Genomic DNA, 17728 nt, shown 5'->3' on the forward strand with positions numbered 1-17728 from the left:
GCCATCACGGCGCGCTCCGCCAGAAACCACCTTGCAAAGGTAAATGCAAACCGAACTTGCGATAGGTCGGCCGGTTGACGACAGCTTTCTCGATCGAGGCTAACTGAACAAGAGCTCAAAAGCAGTCGTACTACCGACAGTAGATCTGCAACGAGATCACCTGGAATCTGATCGGATTCCATCATCTGAAAAAGACAATCTTGCAACAATGCAAGTGCTTTGACCGCACACATTTGAGCTGCCTCCTAGCCATGGGCGATTTGTCCGGATAGCTATAAATGGAATGAACGTTCCATTTATTGCTAGTGACAAACCAGACCTAGAGGAGACATTCCCATGACCACCCTGCCCTTCGCGCTTAACCACATGACGACGCCCGGCTTGTCGGTCGCTGCTTTCTTCGCACTTGCGCGCGCCCTCGGCATGAGGTCCGTCGAGATCCGCAATGACCTGACCGACAACGCCATTCTGGACGGCACGCCTGCCGCAGACGTGGCAGCACTTGCCGCGGAACATGGACTGACGATCATCTCCATCAACGCCCTTCAGCGCTTTAATGAATGGAATGAAACCCGCGCGGACGAAGCCGAGCACCTGATCTCCTACGCCCGGGACTGCGGCGCCAAGGCGCTTGTCCTTGTTCCTGTTAATGACGGCAGCGGCCAGGCTGATGGCGAGCGTCAGGCCAATCTGAAGCAAGCCCTTTCGGCGCTGAAGCCGACGCTCGACGCGGCCGGCATCATTGGCCTTGTCGAGCCCCTCGGCTTCGAGATCTGCTCGCTTCGCTCGAAGATGGAAGCTGTTGATGGCATAAAGGCAGTCCGTGGCGAGGCCACTTTCCGTATTGTGCATGACACCTTCCATCACCATCTCGCTGGCGAGCCGGCAATCTACCCGGAGATGACCGGCCTCGTTCATATATCGGGCGTCACAGACAGCGGGGTCGCGATCGCCGATCTGCGCGATTCGCATCGCCTTCTGGTCGACGAGAACGACACCCTCGACAATGTCGGGCAGATCCGCCGCCTGAAGGCTGCAGGCTATTCCGGCCCCTTCTCGTTTGAACCCTTCGCCGATGAAGTCCATGGCGTTGCCGATCCGGCAGACGCCCTCAAAACCAGCATGGCTTATATCGAAGCCCATAGCTGACCGACGGAGCCGGCCGAGAACCGGAAAACGCAGCGAGGCGTCGAAAGACACCCTTGACGGCGCCCGCATAAAATGGAATACATATTCCGTAATTGCAAATCACTGGTTCTTTTATTCCGTTTTGATCGGAGCGTGGCGGGAGTACCGCTTCCGATCAGGGATGGGCGCGACCCGATGTGGTCAGCGTTTCCGGCTGGAGAAGGTGTGGCCGGGCACCAAATGTGGAGGAGAAAGACAATGAAGAAATTCCTGCTGGGTACAGCCATGGCGGTGATGATGTCGACGGCAGCGCATGCCGAAACCATCGGCGTTTCCATGGCGCAGTTCGACGACAACTTCCTGACGGTGCTGCGCAACGGCATGTCCGACTACGCCAAGACGCTCGACGGCGTCGATCTGCAGATCGAGGACGCGCAGAACGACGTTTCGAAGCAGCAGAGCCAGATCCAGAACTTCATCGCAGCCGGCGTCACCGCCATCATCGTCAATCCTGTTGATACCGACGCAACGGCCGCGATGTCGAAGATCGCCGCTGACGCGGGCATTCCGCTCGTCTACGTCAACCGCGAACCTGTTAACGTCGACACCCTGCCGGAAAAGCAGGCGTTCGTCGCTTCCAACGAACAGGAATCCGGCACGCTGCAGACCCAGGAAATCTGCAAGATGCTCGGCGGCAAGGGCAAGGCCGTCGTCATGATGGGTGAGCTTTCCAACCAGGCTGCCCGCATGCGCACCAAGGACATCCATGACGTGCTGGCGACGGAAGCCTGCAAGGGTATCGAGATCGTCGAGGAGCAAACCGCCAACTGGTCGCGCACACAAGGGTCGGACCTACTCACCAACTGGCTTTCTGCCGGCCTTGAGTTTGACGCCGTGATTTCCAACAACGACGAAATGGCGATCGGCGCGATCCAGGCGCTGAAGGCTGCTGGCCGTCCGATGGACAGCGTCGTCATCGGCGGCATCGATGCGACACAGGATGCGCTTGCAGCCCTGGCCGCAGGTGACCTCGACGTGACGGTGTTCCAGAACGCCGCCGGCCAAGGCAAGGGCTCTGTCGATGCCGCCCTCAAACTCGCCAAGGGCGAGCCGGTCGAAAAGAAAGTCTACATCCCCTTCGAACTTGTCACGAAGGAAAACATGGCCAGCTACCAGGCGAAGAACTGATGCTTGCATTGGGAGCGCGGGACATCTCGCGCTCCCAACCAAAACAGTCCCGCGGCAGGTGCGCTGATCCTGGAGAATGGCGCCTGCAAGGAGAATGGCTGGTTGACCCACCAGCTGCGAGGACTTTTCCGCGAAAGCCGGAATTGACGGGGAGGCAATGACAATGACGCTCAGTCCGACAACGATGGCCGCCGTGCGCGCCAGCGGCGCCGTACCCAACGCCGAATACCTTCTCAGCGTCGAAGGCATTCGCAAGGAATTTCCAGGCGTCGTCGCGCTCGACGATGTGTCCTTCCGCCTGAAGCGCGGCACTGTCCATGCGCTGATGGGTGAGAATGGCGCCGGCAAATCAACACTGATGAAGATCCTTGCCGGGATCTATACGCCCGATAAGGGCGAGGTGCGATTGAAGGGCGCCGACATCAGGCTGAAGTCGCCGCTCGACGCGCTCGAAAACGGCATCGCCATGATCCATCAGGAGCTGAACCTGATGCCGTTCATGACGGTTGCCGAAAACATCTGGATCCGGCGCGAACCGAAAAACCGCTTCGGCTTTGTCGATCATGGCGAGATGCGACGGATCACCGCCCGGCTGTTCGATCGCTTGAACATTAAGCTCGACCCGGAGATCGAGGTTCGCCACCTCTCGGTTGCTAACCGGCAGATGGTCGAGATCGCCAAGGCGGTCTCCTACGAATCCGACGTGTTGATCATGGACGAGCCGACGTCGGCCTTGACGGAGCGCGAGGTCGCGCACCTGTTCGAAATCATCCGTGACCTGCGCTCTCAGGGCATCGGCATCGTCTACATCACCCACAAGATGAACGAGCTATTCGAGATTGCCGACGAGTTCTCGGTCTTCCGTGATGGCAAATATATCGGCACGCATGCTTCAAGCGACGTCACCCGCGACGACATCATCCGCATGATGGTCGGACGCGAAATTACCCAGATGTTCCCGAAGGAAGAAGTACCGATCGGCGACGTCATGCTTTCGGTCAACAATCTGACGCTAAATGGCGTGTTCCGCGACGTTTCCTTCGACGTGCGAGCCGGTGAGATCCTCGGGATCGCCGGACTGGTCGGCTCCGGCCGCTCGAATGTCGCCGAGACGCTCTTTGGCGTGACGCCTGCGAGTTCAGGCACGATTTCCATCGACGGCAAGACCGTTTCGATCGACAGCCCCAACACCGCCATCCGCAACCGCATGGCCTTCCTGACGGAAGACCGCAAGGACACTGGCTGTCTGCTGATCCTCGACGTGCTCGAAAACATGCAGATCGCCGTGCTGCAGGACCGTTTCGTCAAAGGCGGCTTTGTCGCCGAGAAGGATATCACCGCCGCTTGCGAGGAGATGAGCCGCAAGCTTCGGGTGAAGACGCCCAACCTGCAGGAGCGGATAGAAAACCTGTCCGGTGGCAATCAACAGAAGGTGCTGATCGGCCGCTGGCTGCTGACCAACCCGCGCATCCTGATCCTCGATGAGCCGACGCGCGGCATCGACGTCGGAGCCAAGGCCGAGATCCACCGCCTCGTCACCGAACTCGCCCGCAACGGCGTTGCCGTCATCATGATTTCTTCGGAAATGCCCGAGGTCCTGGGCATGAGCGATCGCATCATGGTCATGCACGAGGGTCGCGTCACAGGCATCCTCGACCGTGCCGAGGCAACCCAGATCAAGGTCATGGAACTCGCCGCCAGCTAAGCGCGAACCGAACGGACCACAGGGAGGAACGAACAATGGAAACCAATGTCGCCGCACAAGGCACCGGCTCGGCCCTTCCGGGCACCAAGCGTCGGATGCCGCCCGAATTCAGCATCTTCCTGGTGCTGATCGGCATCGCGCTCGTCTACGAAATCCTCGGCTGGATTTTCGTCGGGCAGAGCTTCCTCCTAAACCCGCAGCGCCTGACGATCATGATCCTGCAGGTTGCCGTGATCGGCATCATCGCCGTGGGCGTGACCCAGGTCATTATCACCGGCGGCATCGATCTCTCCTCCGGCTCCGTGGTCGGCATGACTGCTATGTTCTCGGCGAGCGTGGCGCAAGCCTCCACCTGGCCGCGTGCACTCTATCCGTCGCTGACGGACCTACCTGCCATCGTGCCGATCGGTCTTGGCATCGGTGTCGGCCTGCTTGCGGGCCTCATCAACGGCCAGTTGATCGCCCGAACCAAGATTCCGCCCTTCATCGCCACGCTCGGCATGATGGTTTCGGCGCGGGGCATTTCCAAGTGGTACACCAAGGGCCAGCCGGTTTCCGGCCTCACCGAGCAGTTCAATTTCATCGGCACCGGTATCTGGCCTGTGGTCGTGTTCTTGGCGGTGGCCGTCATCTTCCACATCGCTCTGCGCTACACCCGCTACGGCAAGTTCACCTACGCCATCGGCGCCAACGTTCAGGCAGCCCGGGTCTCGGGCATCAATGTCGAGGCGCATCTGATCAAGGTCTACGCCATTGCCGGCATGCTGGCAGGCCTCGCCGGCGTGGTTACCGCCGCCCGCGCTCAGACGGCGCAGGCCGGCATGGGCGTGATGTATGAACTCGATGCGATCGCGGCGACCGTCATCGGTGGCACGTCGCTGACCGGTGGCGTCGGCCGCATCACTGGCACCGTGATCGGCACGATCATCCTTGGCGTCATGACCTCCGGCTTCACCTTCCTCAGGGTCGACGCCTACTACCAGGAAATCGTCAAGGGCCTGATCATCGTCGCAGCCGTCGTTATCGATGTCTATCGACAGAAGAACCGCAAGAAAGCCTGATCTTCCAAAGAAGACCTCTCCTCCCAGTGAGCCAACTGGCCGGGATGATAAGAATCATCCCGGCTTTTTTGTACCTGCGATGGTAGCAGCTCGTAGCCAATGGGCAGCAAGCGGGTTACCGGGCCCAGATAAGAAGCGGATCCCTAGTCGGATTGCCGTACGCCTGCATCATCCTGAACCGCCCGTATTGATCGCAATAGCGCTCGAGCCTGTTTGAGGCTGCTCACAGCGGCGCGGGATCATTTCCAACCGAGTGGTGTCGTTCGGCGCTGGCACAGCGCTTGCGAGCGCGCTCCCAATCGCGCTGTGACGATTGAGGGTATGCGCGCCGGTCATCGATGTCTTCGAGCAGCAACGGGTTGTGCAGGAAACAACCTTGCCGACACCCCACGCTCCCAGCCGCCGATGGCGTCGGCAGGCCCCCTATACCTGGCTTCAGCGGTTCGTTGAGCGTAGCGGGACCGATGAAGCGTCTGTCCAGCGCTAGGACATAGGCGGCCCCGTAGGGGCTTCGCGAAAAATTCTGTAAATCAATCACTCGACCGATCCTTGGCATGGGCGCAAAGGTGATCTGCCTGCTGGACATCGATGATGGCACCGATCGAATGTTTGGCGATAGTCCCGGAATTTCGTACTAAATGCCACCAGCCGTTTCCGTGCGGTGTCCATGGCGACCTGGCGCCGGGAGCGGTGCAACTGCACTTACTATCGATGGCGTTCCAGAAAAGTCCGAATTAAGCTGGCGACCTTTTCAGGGGCTTCCCAATGGAGGTTATGGCCGCGCCCTGGAAGGGAAATGAACTCTGCACCGAAGATGGCCTTTTTCATATTCGCCTGATGCTCCTCAGTCGCGATCACATCCTCCTCGCCCCGCAGGATGAGAGTCGCCGCGGAAATATCCTGCAAAAGCGGCGACGGATCATAGGCAAGCTGCTCATAATAGATGGAATGCCAGATTCGTGATGGCACCGCGGCGCTTTCACGGCGGGCATACGCGAGGAAACGTTCGTCGACCAGGCCCCCCCCAGAACACCACTCACTTATGAACGCGCCTTCGGGATCGATTGGATCGCGGAGATTCTGGATGTTTTCCCACAACCACCCTCGACGTTCACGCAACGCGGCGGATGTGGACATAAGAACGATTTTCCCGACGATATGGGGCCACCGCTCAGCAATCGCCTGCGCAAGCCGCCCCCCAAGCGAATGGCCGACGACGTGCGTCGGCACAAGGTCCAACACCTCTATCAGGAGCCGGACATCATTCGCCAGCTCGGGAATAGTGTAACACCCCTCAGGCTTGTCCGAACTCCCATGGCCGCGCAGGTCTGGTGCTACGATGCGAAAGCCCGTTGTGAGATGCGGCGCGGTCAAGCTCCAGCTTCGGGCGCTGTCCGTAAACCCGTGTAGCAAGAGGATAGGCACGCCGTCAGGGTCGCCCATCTCAACGTACGCGAGCCGGACCCCGTTCGGTAGCACGGCGGTCCGCTTTAGCGCTGAGAAGTGCTCTTGTGAAATCGATTCAATCACCCCTTCACCCTCATGCCAAATTCACACCATCAAGGTGACTGTGGCATTACCGGGATGCCATTTGGCTAATGATACCGCAAAAATGACCCAGTCGCACCGGGACTGAGGTTTTCAGAGCCGGAACGCAGGTGTAGCCGAGCCAAGGAACCCCGACACGGCACCGAAGCCGAGACGGTGCCACACCAGGACCAACTGCCTCAACGCCCCCTACAATCTCGTCGCCCGGCACCAGCGGAAGTTTCAGTTCGCCGTCAATCACGTGCAAGTCGGTGCGGCACACTGCCCAGGCCTCGACGCGCAAGCGGATCTCGCATGGGCCAGGTTGTGGATCGGCAAGTTCCTTCAAGACCAATGGCCTTCCGGGCAAGCACCATCGCCTTCATCGAATACCTCAACGGACACAACAAACGCTGATGGAAGACCAAACACCACGCTCACGGGGGGCTGCGACTGTGGTCGGCGTGTGAACCGCTGCTCTTTTGCGCTTGCTACGCTCCTGGCGGCGGAAGGCAGACCGGGCTCACCAATGTTACGATCTGTCGGTTCTGATCGGCATCCACAATCTCCAAAGCGCTGAGCCCATCGGGACCCTCGAGTACCGCAATACTTGTCGGTTTGTGAATGAGATGATCAAGACCTTCCATGGCGATCTCAAGCAGATCATCCTTTTGATCAAAGGTTATGCCAAGCAGCGGGACTGATTTTGCCTGGATCTGGTCACCGAGGTGAATCCCCGTCACTTCGACGTCGGCGCGCTTGCCTTGGAGGGCTTTCGCCACCCGTTCGAAGAAGGAATGCCATTCCGACCTGGCCAATACACGACTAGTCATGGTTCATGCTCCTCTTGTTGATCTGTCTGGTGACGGGCCACCTATTTCGACGGGCCGCCCATTTCTTGCCGACATTCGCGTCTCGAAGTTTCGCTGCCCGTCCAGGCGTTCCGGCACCGCGAAGGTTCCTTCGAAAATCTGATGCAACGACGCTGTTCGTAGGGACGCAGTGGTTCATCGCCATGCGCGCGCTCATTCTCACAGAGTTGACATAGTAACTCTCGAACGAGCCGGCGGCTTTGTCGGAGGTCAATAACCCGGTCAGCAATCGGACCTGAGTGGCTAACTGTCACAACCGCCTGCCAGGACGGCTCGTACGGGTACCGTTCGCCGTCCGTCACAATTGCGACCGCCGCGCTTGCGGCGCCGGCAAACTGGAATTGCTATACGGTTGCCTCGCCTCTCGCCACCGGCAGGACTGATCGTTTTGGGCCTGCCACCGAGCTTTGCGATTGCGCTTGCGATGTTGCCCCCTGCACTCCGCCGTTGCCGAGCATGACAAATGCGGATCTTGCTCGTCGAGGAAATGCCCGCCGCCTCGCCGGAAACGTCGCTGATTGGGTTGAGCGCGATCGCAAGCCCGCGTATCACTCACTGCGTCGGTTTGGGAGGCGCGCTCGCTGTCTCATGGGCAACCCGCAGCTCATTTCTCACGCATCCGACGCCATCGACGGCTTCCGCTGCGACGCGTGCAGCCAAGCGCTTCACTCCACTTTCGACCGTGCCGCACAAACTAACGACACCGCGATCGACCCTCACCTCGATGAGGTTTCGATCGAGCGCCAGATCAGATGCAAGACGCGCCAGCACGGCGCTCTTGATCGCCTCGTCACCACTGGCGGATCTTTCAGGTTCAGCCGCAGCTATCAGTTCGAGAATGTCACGACGGCTGACGATACCGACAATCCGGCCATCACGAATGACGGGAACTCGCTTTATGGCTCTTTTTGCCATCAACTCAGCGATCTGGCCTACTGGTGTATCGGTCCCAACCGTCAGGGAGCCTCGTGTCATCACGTCGCCGACGCGCCAGCCGTGCCCTTTGATGTATGCCTCGGCGACTTGCGTTGACGAGCTTGTGTCCTTCTTTCCAAGTGCCGACGATCCCAACTCGACGCGTCGCAGCAAGTCCCCCTCCGACAGCATACCCACCAACACCCCTTCATCGTCGCATACCGGCAAGCCACTGATATGGTTGTCGAGCATCATCCGTGCGGCATGTCTTACACTGTGGTCGGGGCTGATGGTTATGACCGTTCTGGTCATGATGTCCGCGGCGCGCATCTGGGCCTCCTCGGCCTTGAATGACGAGTACTATATCCCAGGAGCGGTACTTCAGATTGATGCCCGTCAAATATTGGACACGAGGATTCTTAATCGCGCTCCGAGTGATGACGCATTGATCGGCATCAAAGATGCGGATGCCGGACCTCTATAGGATGCTTGCAGTCTGCCGGTATCGCTCAGGCGGGCACCGATGCAGCAAAGGCGTGCACGTCAACTCGATCAACGTCGGCAAGAAGGAGCTAGACCATGCAAGCAGCAGCCATTCCCCAATCGAGGCCATCCTTCTGGCCGGACCCGTCGTCCGAATTTGCTTTGACCGACATTGCAAGTGCGCAATTGCCAGTCGCACGCGCTCAATTAGCGGCGATCGAGGCGACCCTGCGTTATCAGATCGAGGGGGTGAAGTTTCTTGGGAAACGCCTCGATAGCCACTTGCGCCTCCTCGAAAGCAGCCAACAGCCCGATCACATGAGCGACCTGTTCGATGTTTGGTGCAGCTTTTGCCAAAACGCGTTTATCGACTATGCCCAAGAGGGAGCCCGGATCGCCGAAATTGGCGCGTCGCTCGCTAAGAAAACCGCAAATCGTCTTCATCAAGACGAGAAGCACCTGGTCGAAAATTTGGCCGTACAGACAGTAATATAGCGAGGCAAGACCGTGCCATTCATCAGGGCCGAAAGGCTTAAGAATGCGGTCGTCGTTGCCTTTTTCCTGCTGTCCTCCAAGGAGGGTGCCGCGGCCGACCTCGCCCGCGGCCACAGCATCGCCGTTCGGTGGTGCAGCGAATGCCATATGGTTGCACCCGGGCAAGGCCACGGCTCCGATGCCGTTCCAACATTCGCGGAGATCAAGGCTTCAGATCGCCTTGACGAAGCCCAGCTGACGGCCTTCTTGTCGGCTCCCGAGCATTCGCGCATGCCCAATCTGTCGCTGACGCGCGCCGAAATTGCCGACCTCGTCGCCTATATCAAGGCGCAGCGTAAGGATGGTCGGAACTCAGGCGACTAGAGGCATCAAAGGCAAAGCGACGGGTCTATCGGCATTCAGCGCCGAACCGGCACGTCACTTTCGGCCGTTATAGACAGGTAACAGATCGACGATAACTTCGAAAAAGAGCCCAAGCGCGGATCAGCCGATAGTTGATATCGTCACGGCCATCGCCGTGCACCCATTTGAACGCGCGCTACGCCAGTCACGTCTGACGGGCCGCTGCCTTGACGCCATCGAACTGGTCAACCGGTCGTCGTTGTTTTGACCACAGTCAATGCCATCCCGCTGAAGTCGGGCAGACTTAGAAATGGGAGAATGGCTATGATCAGACACATACTTGTCGCAACCGACGGCTCAGACAAGGCGCAAGAAGCTGTAGCCCTTGCCGCAAACTTCGCGAGGGCAATCGGGGCGAGTGTTACGATCCTCCACGTCATCCTGCATGGATTAAGGGCTGACGAGATGAACCGACTGGCTCGACCCGAGCAGCTGGTTCGAAGCGTGGCGGGGGTAGTACTGCCTGGCCAGGAGCAAACCTTCCTTTCGATGCATGATTTGTTTCAAAGTGCGCAGGTCGACATCGGCGAGACGGTGGCGGTGCTCGGCGAGCGCATCGCAGAAGATGCAGCGGAAGAAGTCCGGGCTATAGGCGTCAAGGACGTGAGACAACGGGTCGAGCCGGGCGACTATGCGGAGACAGTTCTGACGGTTGGCCAGGAGATTGGTGCCGACTTAATCGTTGTTGGCAGTCGTGGCCTCGGACGATTGTCGGGGTTGGTGCTCGGCAGTGTTTCGCAAAAGATCGTCCAGCGGGCCCTTTGCTCCGTCATGGTGGTGCGATGAGTTAGACAGCACGGAATCCGCAGAACACTAGCGACCCGTCTGAGCGCCTCGCTCGTACAATTGCTGTGCTTTAAGTCGGATCATGTTCATATGGCTTGCTGTTGGAACCTCATCTTCACTCCCGGCGCCCAACGTTCGCCCGCGATGTGCAGCTTAAATGGCGCCGATCCGCCGCGGGTGGCGATCCAATATGCGAAGTGGCGCATGTGACGACCTATGTACGCGATCACCTTGAGAGAGTTGTGCTGGTTCTCTCCGCCAAGCGCCATTTTGCACGTGAACGGCGCACGGGTCTCACGTCCGCTATGCACGGCTAGGGTGAGGTGAACAAGCCGGGCTCATGTCGCGCAGGTCAATAAAACAGCATCCACCTCGGGCAAGACATTGGCGGTCACAGCAACTCACCGGGTTGAAGCTTTTACCTGCTGGTGCAGGGCCATAGCCGCTGCCGGTGGGCGTAGCGACTTTCGGACAGGCCGGTTGTCAATACGATTTTCACCGAACACAGGTGGTAAGCTGCTTTAGTCAAAAGCTCACGCGAGCGCCAATTTTCGCGCCGCCCGATCGTGAGCCATCGCCCTCGACGTTAAACAGCAGTGAAAAGTCGATATTCCAGTTGTCGTTGTTGGAGAGAGCGAGCCCGGCCGAGACCCTCCCGAACAGGCCTTCGCCATCAAGCGAGGCAAAGCCGATATCCGCGCCGATCGACGGTGATAGCGTTAGTCCGCTTTCCAGCTCCAGCGTTCTCTCGACATCGAACCCGATGCTGAAGCGGGCCTGTTCCTCTATGAAGCCCTTGAGATCGATTGTTTCGCCGAGGGAATTGGAGACCGAATAGTCCTCAGTCTCCTCGGTGAAATAGACCGCGCGGAGCTTCGGCGTGAGCACGGTCATTTCGTCCAGTTGCCATTCGCCCGTGAGCTTCACATCCGCCATCCAGCGGCTAGTGTCGAAGCTGCCGTGGAAGATACCCGTGTCGATGTCGTTCGACGAGCCGCCATAGAGCAAGTTGGCATCGAGGAAGAGGCCCTTGCCGATTTCGAACGAGGCATAGGGACCGGCAAGCCAGCCATTGCCCTTCAGTTCGGCGTCCTCGTCGGTCGGGTCCGTCATGTAGTCGTAGTGGAATGACAGGCCGACGAGCGTGCCCTCATTGACGAGATAGTCGGCGCCGACGGAAAACAGCCCGAAGTTACCCCATTTGTCGCTTTTGTCGTCTTCGTCTTTATGGAACAGGAAGCTGCCGTTCATCCAGATGTCGAAGGGGCGATTGGTCATCACGAAGGTTTCGCCGGCCGCGGCCGCATCGGCGGCATCGCGTGCCGCCTGGATCTGGGCGAGGCTGGAGGAGAAGCCAAGACGTGCGCCTCTTTCGGATGGCGTGACGGCCGTCGTTACCGGATCGGTGCTCCCTGCAGCCTTGCGCCGATCGAGGAGGCCTGGGACCCTGACTGTCGATGACAACAGGTTCTGCCTCGTGCGGACGAAATCGCGAACAAGACTGTCGATTTCCTCTCCCGCAGCCACTCGGTCCAGGGCAATCCTGTAGGTAACGCGTCCGACATTCGAAGTCCCGAGCGCGCTCTGCAACGTGTAACCGATGACGGCAGAGCCAGAATAGGACGGATTGGGCGTAAACCTGAGGTAATAGCCGACCGGTGTAAAGCTGCCGGCAGCCGCGAGTTCACCTTCGATAATCTCCGCCTTACCAGCGTTGGGCGGTGTAACGGAAGCAATTGCGGCGCTGACGAATGGACCACCAGTTGCACCACTGTTGAGGTAGACGTTCTTCGGCGTCGACCCGGCGGGAACGTCGACGACGACGTCGGGTACGGTCACCGCTCGCCCCTTCAGTCTCAGCGTATAGGCCGCCGATCCACTTGCGCCGCGGCTGTCGACGACGGCAATCGTAAAGCGGTAATCATCGGGCGTCGCATCGCCGGCGATTGGCCCTGTCAGCTCTCCGGTGGATATGTTTAGGACCATGCCCTTCGGCAAGTCGCCGCTCTTAATGCTGTAAATGAGCCCGCCGACGCCTCCGGTGACCGAAATGCGCGCGGAATAGGCTTCGCCGACCATGGCGTCTGGCAGCGCACCGGCAGGTGGGCTGAAGACGAAACTGGTGGAAAGGACGGAGAGCGTATAGTTCGCCTGCCCTGTGGCACCGCTCGCATCCGTTGCTGTCACGGTGAAGCGGAAGTCACCGTCAGCGGTCGGCCTTCCGGAGATGCGGGCGCTGGCCCCATCCAGCATAAGGCCTCCTGGCAAGGCGCCTGATGTCACGCCGTAAGTAAAACCACCACCAACACCGCCGCTTGCGGAAATCGACGTGTCCGAGTAGGCGACGCCAAGTGTGCCGGATGGAAGCGCCGCGCCTGTGGCCGGCGTCAGCACGACCGGTAGAGCGGCGACCGTGATCGAATAGTTCGCAGTGGCGGAGCCACTGGTCGCCGCAGTCGCCGTCACCGTGAAGTTCGCCGTGCCGAGCGCTCCGACTGTCGGCGTGCCTGATATCGCGGCGTTCGACGCATTCAGGCTGAGGCCCGCTGGAAGCGAACCGGCCGTTACCGCATAACTGATCGTACCAACACCGCCGTTCGCTGAGATCGAAGTGTCCGAATAGGACGAGCCAACCGTGCCGCCGGAAAGTGCTGTGCCCGTGGCCGGAGAGAGCACCAGGGTCGGCGCCCCGATCGTGATGGAGTAGGCTGCAGAGGCAGAGCCGCTGATTGCGGCAGTTGCTGTCACGGTGAAGGTCGCCGTTCCGAGCGCGCCGTCCGTCGGCGTGCCCGATATCGCGCCGTTCGAGGCATTCAGGCTCAGGCCTGCCGGCAGTGATCCGGCCGTTACCGCATAGCTGATCGTACCAACACCGCCGACCGTTGTGATTGACGCATCCGAATAGGACGAGCCGACGGTGCCGGCCGTAAGCGCCGTGCCGGTGGCCGGCGTCAGCACCAGAGCCGGCGCTCCAATGGCGATCGAATAGGTGGCCGAGGCCGTACCGCTAGTCGCTGCCGTTACCGTAACAGTGAAACTTGCCGCTCCGAAGCCAGCCGCCGTCGGCGTGCCTGATATCACGCCGGTCGCCGCATCAAGTGCCAGACCCGCCGGCAGCACGCCGGATGTCACCGCATAGCTGTACGTACCGACACCGCCACTCGCGGAGATCGATGTGTCCGAATAGGTGGATCCCACCGTCCCGCCGGAAAGCGCTGTGCCTGTTGCCGGGGTGAGGACGACGGGCGGAGCACCCACCGTGATCGTGTAGCTGGCCGAGGCGGAGCCAGCGGTTGCAGCCGTCGCCGTGACCGTGAGGTTTGTCGTACCGAACCCGGACGCTGTCGGCGTGCCGGTGATGGCACCGGTTGTCGCATCGATGCTCAGACCCGCCGGCAATGCACCGGACGTGATGGCATAGCTGATTGTACCCACGCCGCCGCTCGCCGAGATCGAGGTATCCGAATAGGACGCGCCGACGACGCCAGTCGCCAGTGCGCCGCCCGGCGGCGTCAGCACCACCGGCGGGGCCGCGATGGTGATCGAGTAGTTGGCCGCAGCCGAGCCGCTGGTCGCCGCGGTTGCCGTCACCGAGAAGTTCGCCGTTCCAAGCGCTGCAAGTGTCGGAGTGCCGGTAATTGCCCCGGTGGATGCATCGAGGCTCAGGCCGGTCGGCAGAGCGCCTGATGTCACCGCGTAACTGAATGTTCCGACACCGCCACTGGCAGAAATCGTGGCGCCCGAATAGGCGGCACCCACCGTCCCGCCCGAAAGCGCCGTACCGGTTGCAGGTGTCAGCACGACGGCCGGCGCGCCCACGACAATCGTATAGCTTGCAGTACTGCTGCCGCTGGTCGCCGCTGTCGCTGTCAGGGTGAAATTCGCCGAGCCGAGCGCGGCATCAGTGGGCGTGCCGGTGATCGCGCCGGTCGATCCGTTGAGCGTGAGGCCGGTAGGCAGGGATCCGGCGGTCACCGCAAAGGTGATCGCCCCTGCGCCGCCGCTCGCCGAGACGGAAGTGTCGGAGTAGGACGAACCGACCGTGCCGGCCGAAAGCGCCGTGCCGCTTGCCGGCGTCATTACGACCGGCAGTGCCCCGACTACGATCGTGTAGTTGGCCGAAGCAGAACCTGCCGTGGCCGCCGTGGCCGTCACGCCAAAGTTCGCCGTGCCAAAGCCGGCTGCCGTCGGCGTTCCTGATATCTCGCCGGTGGCCGGATCAATGGCAAGGCCTGCCGGGAGAGCGCCCGATGTCACGGCATAGCTGATCGCACCCACACCGCCGCTCGCCGAGATCGACGTCTCCGAGTAGGACGATCCGACCATGCCGCCCGCAAGGGTCGTGCCGGTTGCTGGCGTTAGCACCACCGGTGGCGCCACCACCGTGATCGTATAGCTTGCCGAAGCGGTGCCGCTTGTCGCCGCGATAGCCGTCACGGTGAAAGTCCAAGTGCCGAGTGCGGCTGCAGTCGGCGTACCCGTTATCGCACCGCTTGCCGGGTCAATCGTAAGGCCGTCAGGAAGCGCACCGGATGTCACCGAAAAGCTGAGGCTCCCCAGGCCGCCGGTTGCGGAGATCGACGCACCCGGATAGGACGCACCAACAGTACCGGCCGAAAGCGCCGCACCGCTGGCCGGTGTCATGACCAAGGGCGGAGCTCCGACCTCAATCGAGTAGGTCGCCGAAGCCGAACCAGAGGTGGCCGCTGTGGCCGTCACCGTGAAGTTCGCCGTGCCGAATGCACCCGCTGTTGGCGTGCCGCTGATCGTGCCGGTCGTCGCATTCAGAGAGAGGCCATCGGGTACCGCTCCGCTGCTAACCACATAGGTGAACGCACCCACACCGCCGCTCGCCGAAATCGTCTGTGAGTAGGCAGAACCGACCGTGCCGGCCGTCAGAGCCGTACCTGTGGCCGGTGTCAACACCACTGGTTGTGCTCCAACTATGATCGTATAGTTGGCGGTAGCCGAGCCGCTGGTCGCGGCCGTGGCCGTCACCTCGAAATTGGCCGTACCGAACCCGCCCGCCGTCGGCGTGCCGCTGATTGCACCGGTCGATGCATTCAGGGTGACGCCCGCCGGCAGCGCGCCAGCGGTCACCGAATAGGAGATTGAGCCCGCGCCTCCGGTCGCCGAAATAGATGCGTCTGAATAGGCAACCCCAACCGTTCCTGCCGTAAGCGTTGTTCCGTCTGCCGGTATCAGCACCACCGGCGTCGCGGCCACCGTGATCGAATAGCTGGCCGAAGCCGAGCCCGCGGTTGCGCCTGTCGCCGTCACTGTGAAATTGGATGTGCCGAACCCGCCGGCCGTCGGCGTACCACTGATCGAACCGGTCGATGCATTCAGGGCGAGGCCTGCAGGAAGAGCACCCGATGTGACCGCGTAGCTGATCGTTCCGAGTCCACCGCTCGCCGTGATTGACGCACCAGGATAGATCTCGCCAACCGTGCCGCCCACCAAGGCGCCGCTCGCCGGCACCAGCACCACCGGTGGTGCTGCGACCGCGAGCGAGTAGCTCGCCGAAGCCGAGCCCGTTGTCGCGGCCGTCGCCATCACCGTGAAGTTCGCCGTGCCGAACCCACCCGCCGTCGGCGTCCCGCTGATCGCACCGGTCGATGTATTCATGGAAAGACCCGCCGGCAGCGAGCCGGCCGTTATCGCATAGGTGATCGTCCCGACACCGCCGCTCGCCGAGATCGAGGTGTTAGAGTAGGACACCCCCACGGTACCGCCGGTCAAAGCGCCGCTCGCCGGCGTCAGCACCACCGGTGGAGCTGACACCGTTATCGAGTAGCTGGCCGTAGCCGAACCGGAAGTCGCAGCCGTCGCCGTCACAGTGAAATTCGCGGTTCCAATCGCGCCCACTGTGGGCGTGCCAGTGATCGCGCCAGTCGATCCATTGATGCTGAGGCCTGCCGGCAGTGCGCCGGCGGTGACCGCGTAGGTGATTGTACCAGACCCCCCGCTCGCCGAGATCGATGCGTTGGAATAGGAGGTTCCCACCACGCCGGCCGAAAGCGCCGTGCCGCTTGCCGGCGTCAGCGACACCGGCGGGAAGGCATTGACGGTGACGGTAACGTTTTGCGTGATGAAGTGCACCCCGCCGGTCGAGATGGTGGTGCTGTCCTGGACCTTCAGGTTGAAGGTCGAACTGCCAACCGCCGATGGCGTGCCGGACAGGAGCCCGCTGGCCGAGAGCGTAAGCCCGGCGGGCAGGCTGCCGCTGTCGCGGGTATAGGTATAGCCCGGAGTACCACCGCTTGCGGAGAACTGGACGCTATAGGCCGCACCCACGCCGCCGTCCGGCGGAGTATCCGGTGTCACGTCGATGACAGGCGCGGCGATGAGAACGCTGTAGGCCTTATCGAGCGTATTGGCCGTCGGCGTCGTCGAATCGACAACACGGACGGTAAAATTGTAGGGACCCGAGCCGGTCGGTGTACCGGAGATGACACCGGAGGAGGAAAGGGAAAGGCCGGGCGGCAGATTGCTGCCTGCGACGAGCGAATAGGTATAGGGGCCGGTTCCGCCGCTCGTGCTGAGCGTCTGATGATAGGACGTGCCGATCACCGGCGTGGCAACGCTCGAGGGCGTGACCGTCAGCGGGGAGGTCGACGGATTGACCGTGATGTTGAATGTAATCGGCGTCGCGAAATCATCCTTGACGATGAACGTGTCGGATGTCGCACCGTCGCCGTTGTTAGTGTAGATGAGCGCCGAAGTGTTTGACGGCATTCCGAAGGTCAGGCTGCCGTGGGACGGGGATACGTTGGCCGGCGAAATAAAGCCGAAATCCGCGCAGGTAAAGGTTGCCGTACCGCCCGAGCTTATAGTTGCCGTCTGCGGTGAGCTACAAGCCGCCTGAGCCGGTGATATCGGCCACAGCGCCGCCAGGCAGGCGAACACCACCAAAGCAAGAACGTAGGCAACATTCGTGCGATATCCGCACACCAGGTTTGCCCAACCAATCGATTTCTGCGCCATTGTCCCGCCCTTGTGCGCACGGCACGTCACATGGACGGAAGTCCATCGCCACGATCAGTCCGTTCACCGCCTCACCCACTGATTGCCATGTAATCTTGAGTCACACAACCCTGCATCGTGCGACTTTAGCGAGAAACCCGTTCAAAAAGTTTCTCAAACCTGTCTTCCCAAGATGCTCG

At 60.8% G+C, this 17728-nt stretch carries 12 protein-coding genes and 1 pseudogene; 7 read left to right on the top strand and 6 right to left on the bottom strand.

Annotated features, from left to right (window positions below; genetic code table 11):
- The first annotated feature begins 336 nt into the window (after positions 1–336).
- The 4 genes from ABIE33_RS15740 (at position 337) to ABIE33_RS15755 (ending at position 5082) form a co-directional block, all read left to right on the top strand.
- Positions 337–1149, top strand: coding sequence for a TIM barrel protein (locus ABIE33_RS15740; RefSeq protein ID WP_429126471.1), 813 nt, complete (start codon positions 337–339; stop codon positions 1147–1149).
- A 237-nt stretch (positions 1150–1386) separates the two neighbouring features.
- Positions 1387–2316 carry a sugar ABC transporter substrate-binding protein gene (locus tag ABIE33_RS15745; protein WP_053250057.1) on the top strand — a complete coding sequence of 310 codons (930 nt, stop codon included), beginning with the start codon at positions 1387–1389 and terminating at the stop codon, positions 2314–2316.
- Positions 2317–2479: 163 nt separating this feature from the next.
- Entirely contained in the window at positions 2480–4021 is a 1542-nt protein-coding gene (locus ABIE33_RS15750) for a sugar ABC transporter ATP-binding protein (protein WP_429126474.1), read from the top strand.
- Positions 4022–4056: 35 nt separating this feature from the next.
- Complete coding sequence (locus ABIE33_RS15755; protein ID WP_429126476.1) at positions 4057–5082, top strand: ABC transporter permease; 1026 nt, start codon at positions 4057–4059, stop codon at positions 5080–5082.
- Between the two features lie 705 nt (positions 5083–5787).
- Here the strand turns inward: ABIE33_RS15755 and ABIE33_RS15760 are convergent.
- The 5 genes and pseudogenes from ABIE33_RS15760 to ABIE33_RS15780 form a co-directional block, all read right to left on the bottom strand.
- A complete protein-coding gene (locus tag ABIE33_RS15760; protein WP_429126478.1) occupies positions 5788–6612 on the bottom strand; it encodes an alpha/beta fold hydrolase in 825 nt (274 codons plus the stop codon).
- Positions 6613–6736: 124 nt separating this feature from the next.
- Positions 6737–6979, bottom strand: a pseudogene (locus ABIE33_RS15765) (alcohol dehydrogenase catalytic domain-containing protein); the annotation flags it as partial.
- 121 nt (positions 6980–7100) lie between these two features.
- On the bottom strand, positions 7101–7442 hold the full coding sequence (locus ABIE33_RS15770) for a DUF5335 family protein (RefSeq protein ID WP_429126480.1): 342 nt from the start codon (positions 7440–7442) through the stop codon (positions 7101–7103).
- A 591-nt stretch (positions 7443–8033) separates the two neighbouring features.
- Entirely contained in the window at positions 8034–8726 is a 693-nt protein-coding gene (locus ABIE33_RS15775; protein ID WP_429126482.1) for a CBS domain-containing protein, read from the bottom strand.
- Positions 8727–9086: 360 nt separating this feature from the next.
- On the bottom strand, positions 9087–9521 hold the full coding sequence (locus ABIE33_RS15780; RefSeq protein ID WP_429126484.1) for a hypothetical protein: 435 nt from the start codon (positions 9519–9521) through the stop codon (positions 9087–9089).
- Here ABIE33_RS15780 and ABIE33_RS15785 point away from each other — a divergent pair, their 5' ends adjacent.
- The 3 genes from ABIE33_RS15785 (at position 9522) to ABIE33_RS15795 (ending at position 10879) form a co-directional block, all read left to right on the top strand.
- Entirely contained in the window at positions 9522–9737 is a 216-nt protein-coding gene (locus ABIE33_RS15785) for a hypothetical protein (protein ID WP_429126486.1), read from the top strand.
- Positions 9738–10040: 303 nt separating this feature from the next.
- The gene (locus tag ABIE33_RS15790) at positions 10041–10562 is read left to right on the top strand and encodes a universal stress protein (protein ID WP_429126488.1); all 522 of its coding nucleotides are present in this window, start codon (positions 10041–10043) and stop codon (positions 10560–10562) included.
- Between the two features lie 197 nt (positions 10563–10759).
- Entirely contained in the window at positions 10760–10879 is a 120-nt protein-coding gene (locus ABIE33_RS15795) for a hypothetical protein (protein ID WP_429126490.1), read from the top strand.
- A gap of 208 nt (positions 10880–11087) precedes the next feature.
- On the opposite strand, the gene ABIE33_RS15800 is transcribed toward ABIE33_RS15795, so the two are convergent.
- The gene (locus tag ABIE33_RS15800) at positions 11088–17549 is read right to left on the bottom strand and encodes a putative Ig domain-containing protein (RefSeq protein ID WP_429126492.1); all 6462 of its coding nucleotides are present in this window, start codon (positions 17547–17549) and stop codon (positions 11088–11090) included.
- Positions 17550–17728 lie beyond the last annotated feature (179 nt).

It is taken from the genome of Ensifer sp. 4252 (assembly GCF_050434565.1).
In the GTDB taxonomy this organism is placed as follows: domain Bacteria; phylum Pseudomonadota; class Alphaproteobacteria; order Rhizobiales; family Rhizobiaceae; genus Ensifer.

What these genes read in the sequence shown, in the direction of transcription:
- ABIE33_RS15755 (WP_429126476.1), top strand. Translation starts at nt 4,057, where the DNA reads ATGGAAACCAATGTCGCCGCACAAGGCACCGGCTCGGCCCTTCCGGGC.
- ABIE33_RS15770 (WP_429126480.1), bottom strand. Translation starts at nt 7,442, where the DNA reads ATGACTAGTCGTGTATTGGCCAGGTCGGAATGGCATTCCTTCTTCGAA.
- ABIE33_RS15800 (WP_429126492.1), bottom strand. Translation starts at nt 17,549, where the DNA reads ATGGCGCAGAAATCGATTGGTTGGGCAAACCTGGTGTGCGGATATCGC.
- ABIE33_RS15740 (WP_429126471.1), top strand. Translation starts at nt 337, where the DNA reads ATGACCACCCTGCCCTTCGCGCTTAACCACATGACGACGCCCGGCTTG.
- ABIE33_RS15745 (WP_053250057.1), top strand. Translation starts at nt 1,387, where the DNA reads ATGAAGAAATTCCTGCTGGGTACAGCCATGGCGGTGATGATGTCGACG.
- ABIE33_RS15785 (WP_429126486.1), top strand. Translation starts at nt 9,522, where the DNA reads ATGGTTGCACCCGGGCAAGGCCACGGCTCCGATGCCGTTCCAACATTC.
- ABIE33_RS15750 (WP_429126474.1), top strand. Translation starts at nt 2,480, where the DNA reads ATGACGCTCAGTCCGACAACGATGGCCGCCGTGCGCGCCAGCGGCGCC.
- ABIE33_RS15780 (WP_429126484.1), bottom strand. Translation starts at nt 9,521, where the DNA reads ATGGCATTCGCTGCACCACCGAACGGCGATGCTGTGGCCGCGGGCGAG.
- ABIE33_RS15790 (WP_429126488.1), top strand. Translation starts at nt 10,041, where the DNA reads ATGATCAGACACATACTTGTCGCAACCGACGGCTCAGACAAGGCGCAA.
- ABIE33_RS15775 (WP_429126482.1), bottom strand. Translation starts at nt 8,726, where the DNA reads ATGCGCGCCGCGGACATCATGACCAGAACGGTCATAACCATCAGCCCC.